20 protein-coding genes are annotated in these 21,239 nt (G+C 61.6%); 8 read left to right on the forward strand and 12 right to left on the reverse strand.

Going from position 1 to position 21,239, the window contains the following annotated elements:
- Window positions 1–23 precede the first annotated feature (23 nt).
- From ACIPOO_RS24760 to ACIPOO_RS24775, 4 genes are all read right to left on the reverse strand, one after another.
- Entirely contained in the window at window positions 24–491 is a 468-nt protein-coding gene (locus tag ACIPOO_RS24760; protein WP_400610472.1) for an inhibitor of vertebrate lysozyme family protein, read from the reverse strand.
- Between the two features lie 2 nt (window positions 492–493).
- Window positions 494–658, reverse strand: a complete 165-nt coding sequence (locus ACIPOO_RS24765) for a DUF1328 domain-containing protein (protein ID WP_025257796.1) — start codon at window positions 656–658, stop codon at window positions 494–496.
- Window positions 659–746: 88 nt separating this feature from the next.
- The gene (locus ACIPOO_RS24770) at window positions 747–1,031 is read right to left on the reverse strand and encodes a hypothetical protein (RefSeq protein WP_274135258.1); all 285 of its coding nucleotides are present in this window, start codon (window positions 1,029–1,031) and stop codon (window positions 747–749) included.
- A gap of 336 nt (window positions 1,032–1,367) precedes the next feature.
- Window positions 1,368–2,222, reverse strand: coding sequence for a BON domain-containing protein (locus tag ACIPOO_RS24775; RefSeq protein ID WP_274135256.1), 855 nt, complete (start codon window positions 2,220–2,222; stop codon window positions 1,368–1,370).
- A 252-nt stretch (window positions 2,223–2,474) separates the two neighbouring features.
- Here ACIPOO_RS24775 and algB point away from each other — a divergent pair, with 252 nt between their 5' ends.
- Entirely contained in the window at window positions 2,475–3,821 is a 1,347-nt protein-coding gene (algB, locus tag ACIPOO_RS24780) for a sigma-54-dependent response regulator transcription factor AlgB (RefSeq protein ID WP_274135255.1), read from the forward strand.
- A 10-nt stretch (window positions 3,822–3,831) separates the two neighbouring features.
- Window positions 3,832–5,619, forward strand: a complete 1,788-nt coding sequence (locus ACIPOO_RS24785) for a KinB sensor domain-containing domain (RefSeq protein WP_400610475.1) — start codon at window positions 3,832–3,834, stop codon at window positions 5,617–5,619.
- Window positions 5,620–5,728: 109 nt separating this feature from the next.
- Here ACIPOO_RS24785 and ACIPOO_RS24790 read toward each other — a convergent pair whose 3' ends face one another.
- From ACIPOO_RS24790 to ACIPOO_RS24815, 6 genes are all read right to left on the reverse strand, one after another.
- A complete protein-coding gene (locus ACIPOO_RS24790; RefSeq protein WP_274135252.1) occupies window positions 5,729–7,348 on the reverse strand; it encodes an EAL domain-containing protein in 1,620 nt (539 codons plus the stop codon).
- An 81-nt stretch (window positions 7,349–7,429) separates the two neighbouring features.
- The gene (locus ACIPOO_RS24795; protein WP_274135250.1) at window positions 7,430–8,206 is read right to left on the reverse strand and encodes an N-acetylmuramoyl-L-alanine amidase; all 777 of its coding nucleotides are present in this window, start codon (window positions 8,204–8,206) and stop codon (window positions 7,430–7,432) included.
- 102 nt (window positions 8,207–8,308) lie between these two features.
- Entirely contained in the window at window positions 8,309–10,417 is a 2,109-nt protein-coding gene (locus ACIPOO_RS24800) for a diguanylate cyclase (protein ID WP_400610478.1), read from the reverse strand.
- The gene (locus ACIPOO_RS24805; RefSeq protein ID WP_274135302.1) at window positions 10,414–11,292 is read right to left on the reverse strand and encodes an endonuclease/exonuclease/phosphatase family protein; all 879 of its coding nucleotides are present in this window, start codon (window positions 11,290–11,292) and stop codon (window positions 10,414–10,416) included. The genes ACIPOO_RS24800 and ACIPOO_RS24805 overlap by 4 nt, the downstream gene beginning before the upstream one ends.
- A gap of 9 nt (window positions 11,293–11,301) precedes the next feature.
- Window positions 11,302–11,937: a thiol:disulfide interchange protein DsbA/DsbL gene (locus ACIPOO_RS24810; RefSeq protein WP_274135246.1), complete on the reverse strand. Its 636-nt coding sequence runs from the start codon at window positions 11,935–11,937 to the stop codon at window positions 11,302–11,304.
- Between the two features lie 202 nt (window positions 11,938–12,139).
- A complete protein-coding gene (locus ACIPOO_RS24815) occupies window positions 12,140–12,757 on the reverse strand; it encodes a cytochrome c (RefSeq protein ID WP_274135245.1) in 618 nt (205 codons plus the stop codon).
- 176 nt (window positions 12,758–12,933) lie between these two features.
- Between ACIPOO_RS24815 and yihA the strand changes: the two genes are divergently transcribed.
- Window positions 12,934–13,569 (forward strand): ribosome biogenesis GTP-binding protein YihA/YsxC, encoded by a 636-nt coding sequence (gene yihA, locus ACIPOO_RS24820; RefSeq protein WP_093466666.1) that lies wholly within the window; start codon window positions 12,934–12,936, stop codon window positions 13,567–13,569.
- Window positions 13,570–13,894: 325 nt separating this feature from the next.
- Here the strand turns inward: yihA and polA are convergent, their stop codons facing one another.
- On the reverse strand, window positions 13,895–16,660 hold the full coding sequence (polA, locus tag ACIPOO_RS24825; RefSeq protein ID WP_400610481.1) for a DNA polymerase I: 2,766 nt from the start codon (window positions 16,658–16,660) through the stop codon (window positions 13,895–13,897).
- Between the two features lie 72 nt (window positions 16,661–16,732).
- Here polA and ACIPOO_RS24830 point away from each other — a divergent pair, with 72 nt between their 5' ends.
- Together ACIPOO_RS24830 and ACIPOO_RS24835 are read left to right on the forward strand one after the other, a co-directional pair.
- Window positions 16,733–17,023 carry a DUF2782 domain-containing protein gene (locus ACIPOO_RS24830; protein WP_400610483.1) on the forward strand — a complete coding sequence of 97 codons (291 nt, stop codon included), beginning with the start codon at window positions 16,733–16,735 and terminating at the stop codon, window positions 17,021–17,023.
- Window positions 17,024–17,056: 33 nt separating this feature from the next.
- A complete protein-coding gene (locus ACIPOO_RS24835; protein WP_400610485.1) occupies window positions 17,057–18,007 on the forward strand; it encodes a homoserine kinase in 951 nt (316 codons plus the stop codon).
- Between the two features lie 93 nt (window positions 18,008–18,100).
- On the opposite strand, the gene ACIPOO_RS24840 is transcribed toward ACIPOO_RS24835, so the two are convergent.
- Window positions 18,101–19,021: a zinc ABC transporter substrate-binding protein gene (locus tag ACIPOO_RS24840; RefSeq protein ID WP_400610487.1), complete on the reverse strand. Its 921-nt coding sequence runs from the start codon at window positions 19,019–19,021 to the stop codon at window positions 18,101–18,103.
- Between the two features lie 57 nt (window positions 19,022–19,078).
- Between ACIPOO_RS24840 and ACIPOO_RS24845 the strand changes: the two genes are divergently transcribed.
- Genes ACIPOO_RS24845 through znuB form a run of 3 tightly spaced genes read left to right on the forward strand, consistent with a single transcriptional unit; the run spans window position 19,079 to window position 21,142 of the window.
- Window positions 19,079–19,561, forward strand: a complete 483-nt coding sequence (locus ACIPOO_RS24845; protein ID WP_274132002.1) for a Fur family transcriptional regulator — start codon at window positions 19,079–19,081, stop codon at window positions 19,559–19,561.
- Window positions 19,561–20,367 carry a zinc ABC transporter ATP-binding protein ZnuC gene (gene znuC / locus ACIPOO_RS24850; protein ID WP_274132166.1) on the forward strand — a complete coding sequence of 269 codons (807 nt, stop codon included), beginning with the start codon at window positions 19,561–19,563 and terminating at the stop codon, window positions 20,365–20,367. Before ACIPOO_RS24845 ends, znuC begins: the two co-directional genes overlap by 1 nt.
- The gene (gene znuB, locus ACIPOO_RS24855; RefSeq protein ID WP_400610489.1) at window positions 20,360–21,142 is read left to right on the forward strand and encodes a zinc ABC transporter permease subunit ZnuB; all 783 of its coding nucleotides are present in this window, start codon (window positions 20,360–20,362) and stop codon (window positions 21,140–21,142) included. The genes znuC and znuB overlap by 8 nt, the downstream gene beginning before the upstream one ends.
- The last annotated feature ends 97 nt before the right edge of the window (window positions 21,143–21,239 follow it).

The raw sequence follows: 21,239 nt of genomic DNA on the forward strand, positions 1-21,239 counted from the left end.
AGTTGTGTCTTCCGTCATTCGAATCAGTACCAGTTCGGATCTTTCTTGAGCTGCTCCTTCAAAAGGCCCTGCATGCCTTCATCGGGCTTGCCGAGGAAACGGTAATCGGCATGGCGAGTTGGCGACTTGTCTGCCGGCAAACCTGCCGGGACCTCGACCAACATGGCGTAGGCATGGGACTTGTCCATGCTGAAAGCCACAATCAGACGCTTGTTGATACAAGTGTCCTGGGTTTCGCAAAGCGGCCCTACCAGATACTTGTCACCATCTTCCGTTACGGCGTTCATTTGATCCGACGTACCGGACAGGTTGATCACCCAGTCCGGCAGGCGTTCTTCCTTCTTCACTACACCTGACCAGGTCTGGCGGTACGCAGGGTCTGAGCTAAGCAGCTCGTTGACCCGGGCCTGCCCGTCATTGGCCGCCATGGCCATGGCGCTGGCGCTTGCGAGAAGCGCCAGAGTCAATGCATGGAAATGCTTGCCAGCCATGGTCAGCCTCGTCCGCGACGACCGAAGAAGAACGACACGACGAACATCACCAGGAACACGATAAAGAGAATCTTGGCGATACCCGTTGCAGTGCCTGCGATACCACCGAAGCCCAGAACTGCTGCGACGATGGCGATGATCAGAAATGTGATTGCCCAGCTCAACATGGTGATTCTCCTTACTGTTTTTAATTTCTAGCTGCACCGAGGTGTCAAATACGACCCTGGGTGAAGGTCACGTCTTTGAACACGAAGCTCAGAAGACCCAACTCTGTTGACGAGGCGACTCATCGTTGACGGCCGCCGCGTCTTCAACCGATTGCAGGCTCAGGGCCACATCCCGTGCTGTCAGGGCGCTGGCCTTGGCGAAGGGCGCGCTGTGAATGTAGACAGGCTGGATCTGAGCGGTGTCTTGATGCTGGTTCCAGTGAGCGAACTGCTGAACGACGATCAGCGTGACCATCAACGCCAGGCTGGCAAACAGACCCTGCTGCAAGTGCAGAGGAGAAATGCGCAGTTGGGCGAGGCGTTGAGTGTTCATTCGGTTGGCTCCAGGTGATCTTGTTGTCCGACGGTGCAGACTTGTTACCTGAAGTATTGCAGCGGTTGTGCCAGCTTTTTGAACGCCATAAAAACGTTATAAATCAATAAGTTAAATATTTTTGAGGGACGACTCTTACAAGCAGGCTGCACGATTGAACATTTGGCATCGTGCGCAATGCACGACCGGGATCGAGCGGAACTGCATGGCGGCAGGTGACGCCGCCTGTAGGAGCGCGCTTGGTCTGGGCCGCATTCGGACGACGGCGGTGTATCTGAAAAACATATTGGTCTGACACACCGCTGGTCGCGGGCAAGCGCGCTCCTACAGGGTTGATCAGCCGGCGCTACGTGCGACCACCCGCAGCGTGTCTGCATCCACGCCCTTGACCCCTCTGATGTTGCGGGCGATCTCCACCGCCAGTTCCTTCTCGGCATAATTGGCCACCACGCCATCGAGGCTGACCACCCCGTCCTTGGTCTGCACCTTGATGTTCAGTCCGTCGAGTGTGCGGCTATAGATAAGGCTGGATTTCACCTTGCTGGTGATCCATGTATCACTGAGCTCTTCCTTCACGCTGTTGGCAGCGGCCTCGTTCTGCTCCTTGATGGCCTGGGTGTCACGCGCGCTCACGCTGATAAGGTTGTTCACCTCGGTCACCCCGTCGGTGTTGCTCGCAAGGCTACCGGCAAGCTGCTTGGCGTCGGCGTCCTTGGCCTGGCCTTTGAGCGTCACCACGCCCTGATTGGCGCTGACCTCGATGTTCAGCCCCTCGGTCACGCTGTTCCACAGCAGCTTGGACTTGATGGTCGCGGTCAGCGTCGCGTCATCGAAACGCTGGGCCATGTTGGCCTTGGTGCCGGGTTCGGAGGCAACCTGCGGGTCGATCTCCAGCAAGTTCTCGACCTTATTGATGCCCTGGACGTCGCTGGCGATCTGCGTGGCCAGATCCTTGTCCACCTGATTCTCCACCTTGCCCTTGAGCGTGGCGGTGCCCTGCTCGACCTGCACGCTGATGTTGAAGGGGCTCAGGTGCCGGTTCAGGGCAAACGCAGTCCAGATCGACCCTTCCTGACGCGCTTGCTGCAACTGTGTAGGCAGATCGCCCTGGGCCGCCTGGGCAACGACAGGGGTCATTCCCAACAGGCTGGCGGTGGTGATGGCAAGGGCAATCTTCTTCAGCGGGTGCATGGCAAATCTCCAGACATTTCCAAAAAGGTACTCATGGAAAGACTTTGCATTCGCCCAGATGTTCTGTCCGGCTTTCCTGTCACGCCCTGTATTGCGAGGCCTGACGGGTGTCAGGTGCGACAAATCACGGTGTTCTCGGTTTTTTCGGCAGATCGCTACCATGCCGCGCACGGAATCAATCAGAATGAACCATGCAACTTGCCCGATCTTTCCGGGACTAACCAAGACAATTCATTTAGGAGCGTAGGAAAAATGGAAGAAGCCACTGAGAATCAGGGCCGTATTCTGCTAGTGGATGATGAATCCGCCATCCTTCGCACCTTCCGCTATTGCCTGGAAGATGAGGGTTACAGCGTTGCCACCGCCAACAGCGCAGCCCAGGCTGAAGCCTTGTTGCAGCGGCAGGTGTTCGACGTGTGTTTTCTGGATCTGCGTCTTGGGGAAGACGACGGTCTGGTGGTTTTGGCGCAGATGCGCATTCAGGCGCCGTGGATGCGCGTGGTGATCGTCACCGCGCATTCGGCGGTAGACACTGCCGTGGACGCCATTCAGGCCGGCGCGGCCGATTACCTGGTCAAGCCTTGCAGCCCTGACCAGTTGCGCCTGGCAACCGCCAAGCAACTGGAAGTTCGCCAGCTTTCGGCACGCCTGGAAGCGCTGGAAGGCGAAGTGCGCAAACCCAAGGACGGCCTGGATTCCCACAGCCCGTCGATGATGGCGATCCTTGAAACCGCGCGCCAGGTGGCAGGCACCGACGCCAACATTCTGATTCTCGGCGAGTCCGGCACCGGTAAGGGTGAACTGGCCCGCGCGATCCACGGCTGGAGCAAGCGCGCGAAAAAGGCCTGCGTCACCATCAACTGCCCGTCGCTGACGGCGGAGTTGATGGAGAGCGAGCTGTTCGGTCACAGCCGTGGCGCGTTTACCGGTGCCAGCGAAAGCACGCTTGGTCGGGTCAATCAGGCAGACGGCGGTACATTGTTCCTCGATGAGATCGGCGATTTCCCACTGACCCTGCAGCCGAAACTGCTGCGCTTCATTCAGGACAAGGAATACGAGCGCGTCGGTGACCCGGTGACACGCCGCGCCGATGTGCGCATCCTGGCGGCGACCAACCTCAACCTGGAAGACATGGTCCGCGAAGGGCGCTTCCGCGAGGACCTGCTGTACCGCCTGAACGTGATTACCCTGCACCTGCCGCCTCTGCGCGAGCGCAGCGAAGACATCCTGACCCTGGCGGACCGGTTCCTGGCGCGCTTCGTCAAGGATTACGGACGCCCGGCCCGTGGCTTCAGCGAGGAGGCGCGCAGCGCACTGCTCAATTACCGCTGGCCAGGCAACATCCGCGAGCTGCGTAACGTCATCGAACGGGCGAGCATTATCTGTCCGCAGGAGAAAGTCGAAATCAGCCACCTGGGCATGGGCGACCTGCCAACCAACAACGCACCGCGGGTCGGCGCGGCGTTGAGCCTGGACGAACTGGAGAAAGCCCACATCGGCGCGGTGCTGGCGACCAGCGACACCCTCGATCAGGCGGCACGCACCCTGGGCATCGACGCCTCGACGCTGTACCGCAAACGCAAGCAGTACAACTTGTGACGGATCGCTCATGAAGTTCGCGATGACACTGCGCACGCGGCTGTTCCTCAGCATCTCGGCGCTCATCACCGTCGCCTTGCTGGGGTTGATTCTGGGACTGGTCAGCGTCATGCAGATGGCCAAGTCCCAGGAATCGCTGATCCATCACAACTTCATCACCCTGGATATCGGCCTCAAGCTGCGTCAGAACCTGGGCGATCAACTGGTCATCCTGCTCAAGGACACCACCGACCGCACGGCCTTGCAGAAGGATCAGCAAGACTTTCAGGAACTGCTCGGCCAAGGCATCGATCACGACCTGCAAACCGCCACCCACAGCGGATTCGAGAAAGCTCGCCAGGATTTCGAGCTGTTCCTGGCTGCGCTCAAGCAAACCAGCGATCCGGCCAACGCGATCAGCGACGACCCGGCGGTGACCAACACCTTCAACGCGGTGCGCAACGATCTGGTCGAGGCTCATCGCCAGGCGCTGGATAACATCAGCGAAGCTGAAAAGGCATCGAGGATAAAGGCGCTGTGGGTCGCTGGCCTGCTGGGCCTGGTCGGCCTGGCGGTTCTGGCCATCGGCTTTATTACCGCCCACGGCATCGCCCGGCGTTTCGGGGCGCCGATCGAAGCGCTGGCCAAGGCCGCCGACCATATTGGGCAGGGCAACTTTGACGTGACCCTGCCAATCTCCTCGGCTTCGGAGATGAACCAGCTGACGCGACGCTTTGGCATCATGGCCGAGGCGCTGCGCCAGCATCAGGTCACCAATGTCGATGAACTGCTGGCAGGCCAGCAACGGTTGCAGGCGGTGCTGGACAGCATCGACGACGGCTTGCTGATGATCGACCGCCAGGGACGCCTTGAGCACCTCAACCCTGTAGCCCAGCGGCAATTGGGCTGGGAAGAAAGCAAGCTGGGGCAGGGGCTGGGTGAAGCGCTGGAACGACCGGAGATGGACCAGCAACTGTCGCTGGTGCTGCGCGGCGGCTCCCTTGAACGTGCGCCGGAAGACCTCTCTATCGAAATAGACGGCGAAACCCGGCTGCTGACCTACAGCATGACCCCGGTGAGCCACACTCAGGGCCATATCCTCGGGGCCGTGATGGTGCTGCACGATGTCACCGAGCAACGGGCTTTCGAGCGCGTGCGCAGTGAGTTCGTCCTGCGGGCCTCCCACGAACTGCGCACGCCGGTCACCGGCATGCACATGGCCTTCGGGCTGTTGCAGGAGCGCGTGAAGTTCGCGCCGGATTCCCGGGAGACGGACCTGTTCAAGACCGTCAACGAGGAAATGCAGCGGCTGATGCAGCTGATCAACGATTTGCTCAATTTCTCCCGCTACCAGAACGGGCTGCAAAAGCTTGCGCTCGAGCCGTGTGACGTCAGCGAACTGTTGAACGCGGCCCGTCAACGCTTCGCCGAATCGGCCCATGAACAGGACGTGATGGTGCTGCTGGAAATGCAGGAGCCGCTGCCACGCCTGCAAGCCGACAAGGCCCAGCTGGATCGCGTGCTGGACAATCTGCTGGACAACGCCCTGCGTCACACACCGCAGTCAGGCCTGATCCGCCTGCAAGCGCGGCGTCATGGCGAGCGCCTGATTATCAGCGTCGACGACAACGGCGAAGGCATCCCTTACGGTCAGCAGGCGCGGATCTTCGAACCCTTCGTACAGGTGGGCCGCAAGAAAGGCGGCGCGGGGCTGGGCCTGGCGCTGTGCAAGGAAATCGTGCAGTTGCACGGCGGGCGCATGGGTGTCTATTCGCGGCCGGGGCAGGGCACGCAGTTCTACATGGCGTTGCCGTTGTAGAACATCCGAAATCGCATCCCGTAGCAGTCCGGCTTGCCGGCGGGACACACTCAAGATCGCTATCGCCGGCAAGCCGGACTGCTACGGGCCTTTTCTCCAACACTCCAGCTCAAGCCACATCATCAGCCCGGCGTCCGGCATTGCGCCGTCCGCCGGTGACAAGCTCGGTGAATTTGGCGGCGGTCAGCGGCCTTGCGAACAGCCAGCCCTGGCCGTAGATCACCCCTTCGCTCTTGAGCAGCAAGGCCTGGGACTCGAACTCGATACCTTCTGCAATGACCCGCAGTTCCAGGGCGTGCGCCATGCGAATGATATGCGGCGCCACCCCGCTGCTGGCGGCATCGTGGCCCAAGGCGTCGATGAAGGCCTTGTCGATCTTCAGGCAATCCACCGGCAGGGTCTGCAGATAGGCGAGGCTGCAATACCCTGTGCCAAAGTCATCGATCAGCACCTGATGCCCGCGATCGCGCAGGGCCTGCAAGTGATTGCGGGCGACCACCACGTCAACCAGGCCACGCTCTGTGACCTCGAAGGCAATCTGCCGGGGTGCCACACGGTGCAGAGCCAGCAGCTTGGCCGTCACCCGGCCTATGCGCGGCGCCATCACATCGCACGCCGCCAGGTTCACCGAAACGTACAGGTGCGGATTGGCGCGCAGTAACTGGCCCAGTTGCTCCAGCAATTGTTGCAGGACGAAATCGGTGATCTGTCGGATCTGCCCGGTGTTTTCCGCAAGCGGTATGAACAGGTCCGGGCTGGTCAGGGTGCCATCGGGTCGTCGCCAGCGCACCAGGGCCTCAGCGCCCACGCACAGCCGGGTGTTGAGGTCGAAAATGGGTTGATACAGCACCTTCAGCTCGCCACGACGCAGCGCCCCGTGCAGCTCGCCACCCAGCGAAAGCCGCTGCCTGACCAACTGCAATACCAGGATCCCGATGCAAAGCGACACCAGCATGCTTGCCGGCACCAGCAGCCACCAGGCACCGGTGACCTTCTCCTGCAGGCCACTGCGCGGCGTAATCAGCACCAGTTGGTAGTCCGGGTTCTGTGTCGGCATCCGGTACACCAGTTTGTCCTGAGTGGTGCTCAGGGTGTCCGTGGACGTCGGGGACCAGTCAGGCGTCGGCGGCCAGGTCTGCGCGGGGCCCAGCACCGGAACGGCCTTGGTGCCTTGATCGAGCACCACCACCAGGCTGCCGCCGGGGGGCAAGTCCACGACATCGGTCAGGTGCCCGCGAGAGGTCGATACGCGAAATTCCCCGCGCCCCAGCATCAGGGAAGCGAGGTTGTCGTCAGGTTGGGTGGACGTGTTCAGCCAGTAATCGTAGGTCGGCCCGCGGATGTCCGGCGCCCGGGGCTTGCCGATCATGCTCTGGCGGGTCCAACTGGAGCAGAACTGGGTGTCGTCGACGTAGGCCACTTCATAGATGAAGCGATAGCGCGAGTTCACCTGGCGCAACTGCTCGATCATCGCCGGCCCGCAGCCGCGCAATGGCTGCGCTTCAAGCTGATCGAGGCCGGCCCGCAACTGTCCGAACAACTGGTCCAGACGCACCAGAAAGCGCTCGCCCTGGGCGTTCATCTGGGCACTTTCTTCCTGACGCGCCTGATGCATCGCCAGCCCGAAACTGCCCGCCAACAAGACAGCAGCACTCAGCAACGCGGCCAGCAATGCCAGGAGCGAAGGGCGATAAAGAGCTGAGCGCAGCTGCGTTGACGCCGTGAACATCGGCTGATATCCAGATGAATACCAATGAGGTATAGCAACAAGCGCGCAAATAGCCCGTCAGAAACCGACGTTACGGGTAATTTAATGCTTCAGGTTCAGCACTTGAAGGATAGCTGCACTTTGCAGATCAGCTTCGCCGTCGAATTTCTGCGGCCGATAGTGCATCTGGAACGCTGCCAGCACATGACGGCTGGCGATGTCCCATTCGCCCGTCTGTGGCGTCGGGTAACCCAGCAAAGCCAGTTGTTGCTGGAACCAGGCGGCGCTCGGGACAACGCCCATCATCTGCGCCTGACGCTGCGCAACCTGTGCCTCATCCGGCCAGATCCCCAGGCCTTCTTCGGCCAGACGCTTCCACGGGAATAGCGGTCCCGGATCGAGCTTGCGCAGCGGCGCGATGTCGCTGTGGCCAATCACGTGGCGAGGCTCGATGTGGTGGCGCTTGACGATGTCCTTGAGCAGCACGATCAGCGCCTGGATCTGCGCCTCGCTGTAGGGATACCAGAGCCGGCCGGCAGGCGTGTCGCGGTAGCCCGGATTGACGATCTCGATGCCGATGCTGCTGGAGTTCAGCCAGGTGCGGCCGTCCCACTCGCTCTCGCCGGCGTGCCAGGCGCGCTGGGTTTCATCCACCAGTTTGTAGGTCGTGGCCGGGCCGTCGCCAATCAGGTAATGCGCACTGACCTCGCCGTGGGTCAGCAGCTCCAGCGAACGGTCAAGCGACGCCGAGGTGTAATGCACCACCACGAACTGCACGCGGCTGTCGAAGTTGACGGAAGGATGGCTGGTGTCCAGCCTGGGACCGCTCGAACAGGCGGTGAGCAGCAGGAGCAGGCAGAACGCGGCGAAAGACTTCATAAAAAGGCACAACACATGGGCAGATAATGCAACAGTGTAACGTAATGCCGACCCGCCGCCCAAGATTGCGCGTCGGCATCTGCCAACCGATGTTGTGGGAACTCAGCCTTTTTCGATGCGATTTCGCCCTTCGTTCTTGGCTTTGTACAACGCCTGATCCGCGCGCTTGAGCACCACGTCGCTGCGCTCGCCGGGCCGGAAGAGGGTGACGCCCATGGACACGGTGATCGTGACCGGTTCCCCCTTGAAGTGGAACGGGCATTGTTCGATGGCCTCGCGCAGGCGCTCAAGCAGTGCCAGGCCTTCTGCCATCTGGGTATGGGGCAACAGGACCACGAATTCTTCACCCCCGAAACGGGCAATGAAGTCTTCAGTGCGAAGGCGTTTTGCCCACTGGCTGGCGACGATCTTCAGCACCTTGTCCCCGGCCAGGTGGCCGTAGCCGTCGTTTATGCGCTTGAAGTGATCCAGGTCGAGAATCCCCAGCAGCAGGCTGGATTTGTGCTTGTCCAGTTGCTCGATCTCATGATCCAGCCGCTCGTTCCACGCCGCCCGGTTGGGCAGCCCGGTCAGGGTGTCGATCAAGGCTTTTTGCCGCTGTTCTTCGAGGTTCGCCCGGAAACCCAAGGCTTCCTGTTCCATGGTCGCCACGCGCCCGGCCAGGGATTGAAGCCGCGAGGCCACTTCCTGCTCGCGCTCGTCGCGCTCCTTCTGGTGCTCGTCCATGGCGCCGAGCAAGCCTTCGAGCCGGCGTTCCAGCACACTCTTGAGGCTGGTGAGGTCCGACGCTTCCTGCACGCTGCTCTGCAACCCGCCTACGTGTTCACGCAGCTGGTCGGTCATTTCCCGGGATGCGGATTGCTGGCCTGCGTGATCCTCGGTGGCCGCCTGCAAGTTGCTCTGGAAGGAGGCCAGCCGCTCGTTCAACTGCTTGAGATAGCGCTCGAACTCGTGCTGTTCGCTGTTGGTGATCGCCAGCATCAGCACCGCAAGATCGTCGAGAATCGGCAGTAGTTCGTACCAGTTCAGCCCATGCTCCAGTCGTTCACGCATGGCTTGCGCTTGCGGACGGTGGTGTTCGGGCAGGGTCAGGTCGTTGAGCAGGCCCAGCAGTGTCTGTTCGATGTGTACCGCGACCGAGCTGTAGCTGGGCTCGGGGGATGACGGCAGCGCGAAGGGGCCGTCTTCTTCGATCTCGGCTTCGTCGACTACAGCTTCTTCAACGCCTTCAACGTCTTCAACGTCTTCAACGTCTTCAACGTCTGCATTCTCGGCCTCTGCGGGCTCCTCGCTCGCTGGCGGGGCTTCAGTGTCCTGATCGTCTATCGCAGCTTCGGCCTGCTCGATGGCCTGCTCTTCGCTGATCGGCGCGGGCTCATCGGTGGCTTCGACGGGCGCAGGCTCGGCAAGGGTTTCATCCGAATCCGGAGGCGCCGTGTCGTCAATCACAGCAGGCTCGGCAGTGGCGGGCTCAACGGCTTGAGGCGGCGCGGGCTCAGGCTCAGGCGCCTCGACAGGGGGCGACTCAGCCAGCACCACCTCAGGCTCCGACGCCCTGGGCTCGGCGACTGGGGCGGAGGATTCAGGCGCGGGCGCAGGTTGCGCAGCCGCAGGCGCCTCCACAGCCGGGGTGACGAGTGCCGCAACAGGGGTTTCGGCGGGGGCCGACTCTGCCCCGTCCGACGCATCCCGGCTACCAAACAGCCTTTGCAGGAATCCTGGCCGCGCCACTTCCTCCGGATGCTCAAGCTGAGAAAACGCCTGGCCCTGCAGGCCGCTCAGCTCGCTGAGCAGCAGCGGCAGCTCACGGGCCTGGGTGACGCGATCTTCCAGGTTCTTGGCGAAGCGCTTGAGGGGTTTGGCGACTTCCCGGGGCAAGGGCAGGCTTTGCAGTTGCGTCACCAGCGAGGTCAGGGCCGTGGCCATCTGCTCGACACGCTGCTCGCGACGCTGCTCGGAATCGAGTACGGCTTTTTCAAGGCGCGGAATCAGCGCGGCCAGGCCTGCGTCCATGTCGTCCTTGCGCACGACTTCGCGCATTTCCTTCATGCACTGGTCTACCGCCTTGTCGGCACCTTCCGCCGCAAGGCTGCTGCGCACCAGGCCGCGACGCAACAGGTCGAGGCGGGCATTCCAGCGCTTTTCGAGCTTGTCTTGGCGCTCGATGCTCTTGAGGTATTTTTCTTTCCAGCGTTCAGCTTCGTCGCTCATTCCGAGGATCCGCGAGGAGATGGGCTTGTTATCGGCAGGGAGTCCCCAATTAATGAGGCCGGCAAGCGAATCTCCACCGCGACGGGCAGATGATCGGAGATGGGCTGAGCCAGTACCTGCACTTTCTCAAGTGTCAGGGTCGGGCTCAAGAGGATGTGGTCCAGGCAGCGCTGCGGGCGCCAACTGGGAAAGGTGGCTTCGATCTGTGGCGCCAACAGGCCCAGATCACGCAGGGGCGAGGTTTCCAGCAGGTCGGCGGCATGGGTGTTCATGTCACCCATCAGCACCTGGTGCCGATAACCGCCGATAAGCTCGCGAATGTAGGCCAACTGGCGGGTCCGGGTGCGCGCCCCCAGTGCCAGATGCATGACCACCACCACCAGCGCGTCCTCGCCTTCGCCGAAACGAACCAGGATCGCGCCGCGCCCGGCGGGGCCTGGCAAGGGGTGGTCTTCGATGTCATGGGGGCGCAAACGGCTCAGCACGCCATTGCTGTGCTGGGCGAAGCGCCCCAGGTTGCGATTGAGCTGTTGATGCCAGTACGGGAATGACCCGAGCTGGGCCAGGTGCTCGACCTGATTGACGTAGCCTGATCGCAGGCTGCCGCCATCGGCTTCCTGCAGGGCGACCAGATCGTAGTCGGCAAGCAGGTTGCCGATCTTCTGCAGATTTCCGGCACGACCATTGTGGGGCAGCAGGTGCTGCCAGCCACGGGTCAGGTAGTGCCGGTAGCGCTCGGTACTGATGCCCACCTGAATGTTGAAGCTGAGCAGACGCAGCCGGCCATCGGACGGCAATCCGGTCTGCTCCAGGTGACGCTCGTTGACCTTCGCCGAATGCCGGGCAACGGCGCGTTCAGTACCCCAGCGCGTGATCACGGGCGCTTACTTGGCTGCTGCACGTTCTTTGGCGATCAGCTGATCGGCCACGTCCAGCGTCTGCTCCGGACCACCGGCCGAGGCCAGGTCGAAACGGTACTTGCCGTTGACGATCATGGTCGGAACGCCGGAAATCTCGTACTTCTTGGCCAGTTCCTTGTACTGGGCGATCTTGCCCTTCACAGCGAACGAGTTGAAGGTTTCAAGGAACTTGGTCTTGTCGACGCCCTGGGTGGCCACGAATTCGGCCATGTCATTCGGGTCGGTCAGACGCTTGCCGCCTTTCTGGATGGCATCGAATACGGCGGTGTGGACTTTCTTCTCTACACCCATGGTGTCCAGGGTGATGAACAGCTGGCCGTGGGCATCCCATGGGCCGCCGAACATGGCAGGGATGCGGACGAAGTGCACGTCGGCCGGCAGTTTTTCAATCCATGGATTGATGGTTGGCTCGAAGGCGTAGCAGTGCGGGCAGCCGTACCAGAACATCTCGACGACTTCGATCTTGCCTGGTTCGGAAACAGGGACGGCGCTGCTCAGCTGGACATATTGCTTGCCAGCTTCGATAGGCTCTGCAGCTTGGGCGGTCAGACCGAACAGGCTGGTGAACACCAGAGCGGCGCTGAGAATCAGATTACGCATGCTTAACTCCTGGGCATGAAAGGCCACCTCGATACCGGCAGTTGGACCGGAGGAGGTGATACGAGTTCGCAAGTGTAACGCCTGCGCGCACAAAAAAGGGCAGCCGTTCGCTACCCTTTTTAGCCCGTCTGCACGGGAATCGTGAAGAAGTGTGAAACCGCGCCAAAAGCCTCTAGATCAGGGGCTTCGCGTTAATCCGGCGTTAATGCAGACCCTGTATGTAGGCCGACAACGCGTCGATATCCTTGTTGCTGAGCTTGGACGCAATGGTGCGCATGACCATGGTGTCGCCATCGTTGGTGCGCTCCCCTTCGCGGAACGCCGTGAGCTGTTTCTTCACGTAGTCGGCGTGCTGCCCGCCCAGGTGCGGAAAGCCTGCGGCAGCGTTGCCGGCGCCATTGGGCGAATGGCAGCCCGTGCAGGCCGGCATGCCCTGATCCAGCTTGCCGCCCCGGAATAAAGCCTCGCCCCTGGCGACAAGGTTCGCATCGGCGGCGCCGACACTGCCGCGCTGGCTGGCGAAATAGGCCGCGATGTCGGCCAGGTCCTGGTCGCTCAGATTATTGAGCAAGCCGGTCATCTCCAGCACCACACGCTTGCCGTCCTTGATCTCGTGCAGCTGCTTGAGCAGGTAACGCTGGCCTTGCCCTGCCAGCTTCGGAAAATTGGGCGCCATACTGTTGCCGTCCGGCCCGTGGCAGGCACCGCACACAGCGGTTTTCGGCTGGCCAGCGGCGGGATCGCCCACCGGGATGTCAGCAGCTTGCGCGGCGCCAGAAATACCCAGGGTCAACAGCAGACTCACCAGTAGTTTGTTCATCGGCTAATCCAATGGATTTTATTGTTGGTGTAAGGTTAGCCCGACTTGCGCGAACTTCTATCCTGCTGACGCACAAAGCACACACAAAATCTGCGGCATTATATACTTGCGCCCATCAAACGGAAAAAGACACCCCGCTGGCGCCAAACCGCGCCAACGCCCTCACCGGATATCCCATGCAACTCAAGAACCCGATCCTCGGTTTGTGCCAACAAGCCAAGTTCATGCTCAGCGCCGCCAAAGTCGATCAGTGCCCCGATGACGAAGGCTTCGAAGTCGCCTTCGCCGGGCGTTCCAACGCCGGTAAATCCAGCGCGCTGAACACCCTGACCCACGCAAGCCTTGCGCGTACCTCGAAAACCCCGGGCCGCACCCAGCTGCTGAACTTCTTCAGCCTGGACGACGATCGCCGTCTGGTCGACTTGCCAGGCTACGGCTACGCGAAAGTGCCAATCCCGCTCAAGCAGCACTGGCAGCGTCACCTTGAGGCGTACCTGGGCAGCCGGGAGAGCCTGAAGGGGCTGATTCTGATGATGGACATTCGCCATCCGATGACCGACTTCGACCTGCTGATGCTCGACTGGGCCATTGCCAGCGGCATGCCGATGCACATCCTGCTGACCAAAGCCGACAAACTGACCTTCGGCGCGGCCAAGAACACGCTGCTCAAGGTCCAGTCCGAAATTCGCAAGGGTTGGGGCGACACCGTCACCATCCAGCTGTTCTCGGCACCCAAGCGCATGGGCCTGGAAGAGGCCTACACCGTGCTGGCCGACTGGATGGAGCTGGAAGACAAAGCGCCTGCGGCCTGAATCGCAGGCAAAAAAAACCCCGGACTTCATATGGGGAGGGGAAGTTCGGGGTCCAAGTCCAGACCGCTCGGGAGTGGTCCGGATATCTGCCAACACTTAACACAACATAGGAGCATGAGCGGCTAGGTCAGCCACTCGCAAGCTCTGACCGGGTAATGTTCGCGGAAGTTCAAAATCCGCGGAAATTTAATGTTGGCAAGGTCGCAATTGATCACCTGTAGGAGCGCGCTTGCCCGCGATTACGTTGCATCAGCCGCCACCCTGGGCAATGACACACCGCAGTCGCGGGCAAGCGCGCTCCTACAGGCGGGAGTAGCCATTTTCGTCAGTGCGCCTCATCCCAGTTATTGCCCACGCCCACTTCCACCAGCAGCGGCACGTCCAGCTCGGCGGCGCCGCTCATGTGCACGCGGATTTCCTGGCTGATCTGCTCGACCAGGTCCTCACGCACTTCCAGCACCAGTTCGTCGTGCACCTGCAGGATCACGCGGGCGTCGAGCCCTGAAGCATCCAGCCAGCTGTTCACCGCTACCATCGCACGCTTGATGATGTCAGCCGCCGTGCCTTGCATCGGCGCGTTGATCGCCATGCGTTCGGCGCCTTTGCGCAGGGCCTGGTTCTTGGCGTTGATGTCCGGCAGGTACAGGCGACGACCGAAGATGGTTTCGACGAAACCCTGCTCGGCGGCCTGGGCGCGGGTGCGTTCCATGTATTGCAGCACGCCGGGGTAGCGGGCGAAGTAGGTGTCGACGTAGGCCTGCGACTGCTTGCGATCAACGCCGATCTGTTTGGCCAGGCCAAACGCGCTCATGCCGTAGATCAGGCCGAAGTTGATGGCTTTGGCGCTGCGGCGCATATCGCCAGTAACGTTTTCCAGTTCAACGCCGAAGACTTCGGCGGCGGTCGCACGGTGCACATCCAGGTCGTTGCGGAAAGCGTGCAGCAGGCCTTCGTCCTTGGCCAGATGGGCCATGATCCGCAACTCGATCTGCGAGTAGTCCGCCGCCAGCAGCTTGTAGCCCGCAGGCGCGACGAACGCCTGGCGAATCCGGCGGCCCTCGGAGGTGCGGATCGGGATGTTCTGCAGGTTCGGGTCGCTGGACGACAGGCGCCCGGTCACGGCCACGGCCTGATGGTAGGAGGTGTGAATTCGCCCGGTGCGCGGATTGATCTGCTCCGGCAGGCGGTCGGTGTAGGTGCTTTTCAGCTTGCTCATCGAGCGGTACTGCATCAGCACCTTGGGCAGCGGAAACTCCTGCTCGGCCAGTTCCGCCAGTACCGCTTCAGCCGTGGAAGGCTGGCCGGTTGCGGTCTTGCTGATGATCGGCATGCCGAGCTTTTCGTAGAGGATCACCCCCAGTTGCTTCGGCGAGCCCAGGTTGAACTCCTCACCGGCGATGGCAAACGCCTCGCGCTCAAGCTCGGTCATCTTGTTGCCCAGCTCCACGCTCTGGATGCCCAGCAGCCTGGCATCGACCAGCGCGCCCTGGCGCTCGATACGCGCCAGTACCGGCATCAGCGGCATTTCGATGTCATTGAGCACCGGTGCCAGACTTGGGGTTTTCCCGAGTTTTTCCTGCAGGATTTCGTGCAGGCGCAGGGTCAGATCGACCTCTTCGGCGGCGTAGGTGCCGGCCTGTTCGAGGGCGATCTGATCGAAAGTCAGTTGCTTGGCGCCCTTGCCAGCGATGTCCTGGAAGTTTACCGGCGTGTGATCCAGGTACTTGGCGACCAGGCTGTCACGGTCGTGACGGGTGGCCGTGGAGTCCAGTACATAAGACTCGAGCATGGTGTCGAACTTCACGCCCTGCACGCTGATGCCCTGGGCCTGGTCGCCATCAATGGCACAGTTGGCCAGCAGGTTGATCGCGAACTTGGCGTGCTGACCGACCTTGATCTTGCTCGCGTCTTCGAGCATCGGCTTGACCGCCTTGAGCACGGCGTCGCGATCCAGTTGCTGCGGCACGCCCATGTAGGAGTGGGTCAGCGGGATGTAGCAAGCTTCGTGGGTCTTGATCGCGAACGACAGGCCAACGATCTGCGCGCGCTGGGCGTCGGTGCCATTGCTTTGCACCACAAAGGCGAACAGCTTGGCGGCCTCAAGCTTCTTCAGCCAGGCGTCGAACTGGGTCTGCTCCAGGATCAGCTCGTACTTGGCCTCGATGACTGGCGCTGCCTCCTGCACCGGCGCGATCTCGGCGCCTTCCTGTTTGGCTTCGCGTTGCAGGTCGGTGATCCAGCTCTTGAATTCAAGCTCGGTGTACAGGGCCAGCAAGGCTTCCCGATCAGGCTCGCCGCAATGCAAGGCGTCCAGCTCGATGTCCAGCGGCACATCGACCTTGATCGTCGCCAGCTGATAGGACAGGAACGCCATTTCCTTGTGCTCTTCGAGCTTGGCAGGCAGGGTCTTGGCCCCGCGAATGGCCAGGGTCGGGACCTTGTCGAGGTTCTCGTACAGTTCCTTCAAGCCACCATTGATACCCAGCAGCAAGCCCGCGGCGGTTTTTTCGCCCACGCCTGGAACGCCGGGGATATTGTCGACTTTGTCGCCCATCAGCGCGAGATAGTCGATGATGTGCTCAGGACCGACACCGAATTTCTCTTTCACGCCGGCCACGTCCATCACGCTACCGGTCATGGTGTTGACCAGCGTAATGTGCCCGTCGACCAGTTGGGCCATGTCCTTGTCGCCCGTGGAGATGATCACCGGGCGATCGGCTGCGGCACTGCTGCGCGCCAGGGTGCCGATCACGTCGTCGGCCTCGACGCCTTCGACGCACAGCAGCGGATAACCCAGGCCTTTCACGCAGTTGTGCAGGAAGTCGATCTGCACCCGCATGTCATCGGGCATGCTGGGACGATTGGCCTTGTACTCGGCAAACATTTCATCACGGAACGTGCCGCCTTTGGCGTCGAAAACGACGGCAAACGGGCTATCCGGATACTGTTTGCGCAAGCTCTTGAGCATGTTCAGCACGCCCTTGACCGCACCGGTGGGCAGGCCTTTGGACGTGGTGAGCGGCGGCAGCGCGTGGAAAGCGCGATACAGGTAAGAAGAACCGTCCACCAGGACGAGGGGCGCAAGACTCATGCAGGATCAACCTTTTCGGCGGGGTCGGCGCTAGAATGCGAGGACCGTTGACGACAAAGGAGCAAGGTTATCATGCGCACGCTAAATCGCCTGTTGCTGGTCAGTTTGATGGTTGCTTGCCCACTGATAGCACTGGCTGCCGAAGACGAGGCGCCGTCCGCCGAACCTGACGTCACGATCCGCAAGGACGGTGACAATTTCGTGCAGGAATACAAGGCGAACGGCTTCGTTTATGCAGTCAAAATCACGCCAAAATACGGAAAGCCGTATTATCTGGTGCGGGCTGACGGCACCAGCGGGCAATTCATTCGGGCCGATCAGCCGGACATGCTGATCCCCCAATGGGTATTATTCAGCTGGTAGGCCTTACATTCACCTTTTGCTGGCAGTGTTCATATGTCCGTTTTTACTCCCCTGGCTCGGCCCGAGCTGGAAGTTTTTCTCGCCCCGTACGGGCTTGGCCAACTGCGTGATTTTCAGGGCATTGCCGCCGGAAGTGAAAACACCAACTTCTTCATCAGCATGGAGCAGGGCGAGTACGTCCTGACGTTGGTCGAGCGCGGCCCCGTGCAGGAAATGCCGTTCTTCATCGAACTGCTGGACGTCCTGCACGATGCCGACCTGCCAGTGCCCTACGCCTTGCGCACCACCGACGGCCAGGCGCTGCGCGAGCTCAAGGGCAAGCCTGCGCTGCTGCAACCGCGGCTGTCGGGCAAGCACCCGACCGAGCCCAACACCCAGCACTGCATGCAGATCGGCGAGCTGCTGGCGCACATGCACCTGGCAACCCGCGACAACCCCATCGAGCGCAAGACCGACCGGGGCCTGGACTGGATGCTGGAAGAAGGCCGCAATTTCATTTCGCACCTGGGTGAAACCGAAGGTGCGCTGCTGAAGAAATCGGTGGACGAAATCAAGCGTGAACAGGCCAGGATCATGGCCTTGCCTCGGGCCAACGTGCACGCCGACCTGTTCCGCGACAACACGCTGTTCGAAGGCACGCACCTGACCGGCGTGATCGACTTCTACAACGCCTGCTCCGCGCCGATGCTGTATGACGTGGCCATCGCGGTGAATGACTGGTGTTCGTTCGAAGACGGCGCCATCGACGCGCCCCGGGCCCGTGCACTGCTGGGCGCCTATGCAGCCCTACGTCCGTTCACTGCAACCGAAGCACAGTTGTGGGCAACGATGCTGCGCGTGGGTTGCGTAAGGTTCTGGCTGTCGCGCCTGATCGCCGCAGAAAGCTTTGCCGGCCAGGACGTGCTGATCCACGATCCTTCGGAGTTCGGCAAACGCCTGGAACAGCGCCAGGATGTGCACATTCCGCTGCCGTTTGCGTTGTAATCCATAAAGACGCCGTCGCGGGCAAGCGCGCTCCTACATTGAACCGCGTTCCATTGTAGGAGCGCGCTTGCCCGCGACCGGATCTGCAAGGCGTTACAAGCTCTCCAGACACCCCGCCAGGTCATCAGCCAGCTTGTTCAACAGCTGCTCATAGCCTTGCGCAGTGGCAGGCGTATAACCGCCCAACCCATCCAGCTCGGCCAGCTTCACCGGCAAGCCCGCGCTCAGGGTGTCGGCCAGTTTCGGACGCAGGGGCGGCTCGCTGAACACGCAGGTCTTGCCGTACTCGGTCAGGCGCGCACGCATCGCAGCGACGTGCTGGGCACCGGGCTGGACCTCATGGCTGACCGCGAACACGCCCGCATGCTGGATGCCATAGGCTTCTTCGAAATAGTCGAAAGCCTCATGAAACACGAAGTATTTCTTGTCGGCGATGCCCGCAACACGCTGTTTGATCTTCGCGTCCAGCGCGTCCATCCGCTCATCGAACGCCTTGACGTTGCTCTCGTAGCGCGCAGCATTGGCCGGATCCGCCTGGCTCAGGTCAGCGGCCATTTTTGCGGCAATGATGCGAGCATTGACGGTGGACAGCCACAGGTGCGCATCGACGCTGCCGGGACGGTGATCGTGGTCATCCCCGTCATCGTGATGCTCGCTGCTGGCAACGAAATGACGCAAATGCATCCCCGGCAGGGTCTGCACGGCCACCGACGCCTTGGTGCGGCCACTCAACACGCGAGGCAGGAAGGTTTCCATGTCAGGGCCGATCCAGTACAGCAGGTCGACCTCCTGAACCCGCCGTACGTCGGATGGGCGCAGCGCATAGTTATGCGGCGATGCGCCCGGGGGCAGCAGCACTTCAGGCACCGCGACACCATCCTGTACGGCCGCTGCGATCAGCTGTAGCGGCTTGATGCTGGTCAGTACCCGAACCTCGGCCTGAGCCGTGGAAATTGCGAAAAAACCGGTGATGAACACGACAAAAATTAAAAAAATTCGGGACACGATGACCACTCATGGGGGCAGGAACGGGTAACATAATAACGTCTCTCTCAAAAGTCGTCGCCGCCCATGTCCAAAACTCCACTGGCCAGCCGCCCCCACGATCACTCCCATTGCGTGCACAGTGCACTCGCGCAAGCCGATGCCCTGTGCGCCGGAAAAGGCCTGCGCCTGACAGCGCTGCGCCGTCGCGTGCTGGAGCTGGTCTGGCAGAGCCACAAGCCGCTGGGCGCCTATGACATCCTCGCCGTCTTGAGCGAAGAGGACGGCCGCCGCGCCGCGCCACCCACGGTGTACCGCGCGCTGGACTTCCTGCTTGAACACGGCCTGGTTCACCGCATCGCGTCGTTGAACGCCTTCGCCGGCTGCAATCATCCCACTCACGCCCATCAGGGCCAGTTCCTGATCTGCCGCGAATGCCATGCCGCCATCGAGCTGCAACATGGCGCCATCAGCTCGGCCATTGTCAGCGCGGCCAACGAAGTCGGCTTTGCGGTGGAAACCCAGACCGTCGAAGTGGTCGGGGTATGCGCTGGCTGCAAGGCCGCCTGATGAGCGACGCACTGATTCGCCTGAACGCCGTCAGCGTGACCCGTTCGGGCCAAAGCGTGCTGGACAACATCCAGCTCAGCGTCCGTCCCGGCGAGATCGTCACCCTCATCGGCCCCAATGGCGCGGGCAAGACCACCCTGGTTCGTGCCGTCCTGGGTCTGCTCAAGCCCGATTCGGGCGAGGTGTGGCGCAAGCCGAAGCTGCGTGTGGGCTACATGCCACAGAAACTGCACGTGGACGCCACGCTGCCGCTTTCGGTACTGCGTTTTCTGCGCCTGGTGCCGGGCGTCGATCGGGAAACCGCGCTGGCTGCGCTGGTTGAAGTCGGGGCTGAAAAAGTCATCGACAGCCCGCTGCAAGGCATTTCCGGCGGCGAGATGCAGCGCGTCTTGCTGGCCCGCGCGCTGCTGCGTGAACCCGAACTGCTGGTGCTCGACGAGCCCGTGCAAGGGGTGGACGTCGCCGGGCAAGCCGAGCTGTACGCGCTGATTACCCAACTGCGCGATCGCCACCAGTGCGGCGTGCTGATGGTGTCCCATGACCTGCACCTGGTGATGAGTACCACCGATCAGGTGGTCTGCCTGAACCGTCATGTCTGCTGCTCCGGCCACCCCGAGCAGGTCAGCAACGACCCGGCCTTCGTCGAGCTGTTCGGCCAGAACGCGCCGAGCCTGGCGATCTATCACCACCACCACGATCACGCCCACGATCTGCACGGAGAAGTGTGCCAGCCGGCACCGGCGGCCGATCACGCCCACCCTCACAACCATACTCATGACCACGGGGACAGCTGCAAGCATGGCTGACTTTCTACTCTGTGCCTTGCTCGCAGGCCTCGCGCTGGCCGTGGTGGCCGGCCCTCTGGGTTCGTTCGTGGTCTGGCGGCGCATGGCCTATTTCGGCGATACCCTGTCCCACGCGGCGCTGCTGGGCGTTGCCCTGGGCTTTCTGCTGGACATCAGCCCGACCATCGCCGTGACCGTCGGCTGCCTGTTGCTGGCGATCCTGCTGGTGACCCTGCAACAGCGCCAGCCGCTGGCTTCCGACACGCTGCTGGGGATCCTCGCGCCGAGCACGCTGTCGTTGGGCCTTGTGGTACTGAGCTTCATGCGCGATGTGCGCATCGACCTGATGGGTTACCTGTTCGGCGACCTGCTGGCGATCAGCCCGACCGATCTTTCCTGGATTCTGGGTGGCAGCGCCGCGGTGCTGGTATTGATCTGCGCGCTGTGGCGGCCATTGCTGGCGATCACCGTGCATGAAGAACTGGCGACCGTCGAAGGCTTGCCCGTGGCGACGCTGCGCATGACGCTGATGCTGCTGATCGCCGTGGTCATCGCCGTGGCGATGAAAATCGTGGGTGTGTTGCTGATCACGTCCCTGCTGATTATCCCGGCCGCTGCGGCACAACGTCACGCCCGCTCGCCTGAGCAAATGGCGCTAGGGGCGAGCGTCATCGGCATCCTGGCGGTGTGCGGCGGGCTGGCGCTTTCCTGGTTCAAGGACACCCCCGCAGGCCCGTCTATTGTGGTCTCTGCCGCAGCCCTGTTTCTGCTGAGCTTCGTTTTGCCCAAGCGGTAGAACCTTGTGCTGGAACAACAGTCATACTCGGCAATAATTGAATGGCGGCAATATGCAATGACCCACTGCAGGCCGCCGATGTCGATCAGTTATTTTC

Origin of the sequence: Pseudomonas sp. NPDC090201 (assembly GCF_044746825.1) — a bacterium.
GTDB classification, from domain to species: domain Bacteria; phylum Pseudomonadota; class Gammaproteobacteria; order Pseudomonadales; family Pseudomonadaceae; genus Aquipseudomonas; species Aquipseudomonas putida_AD.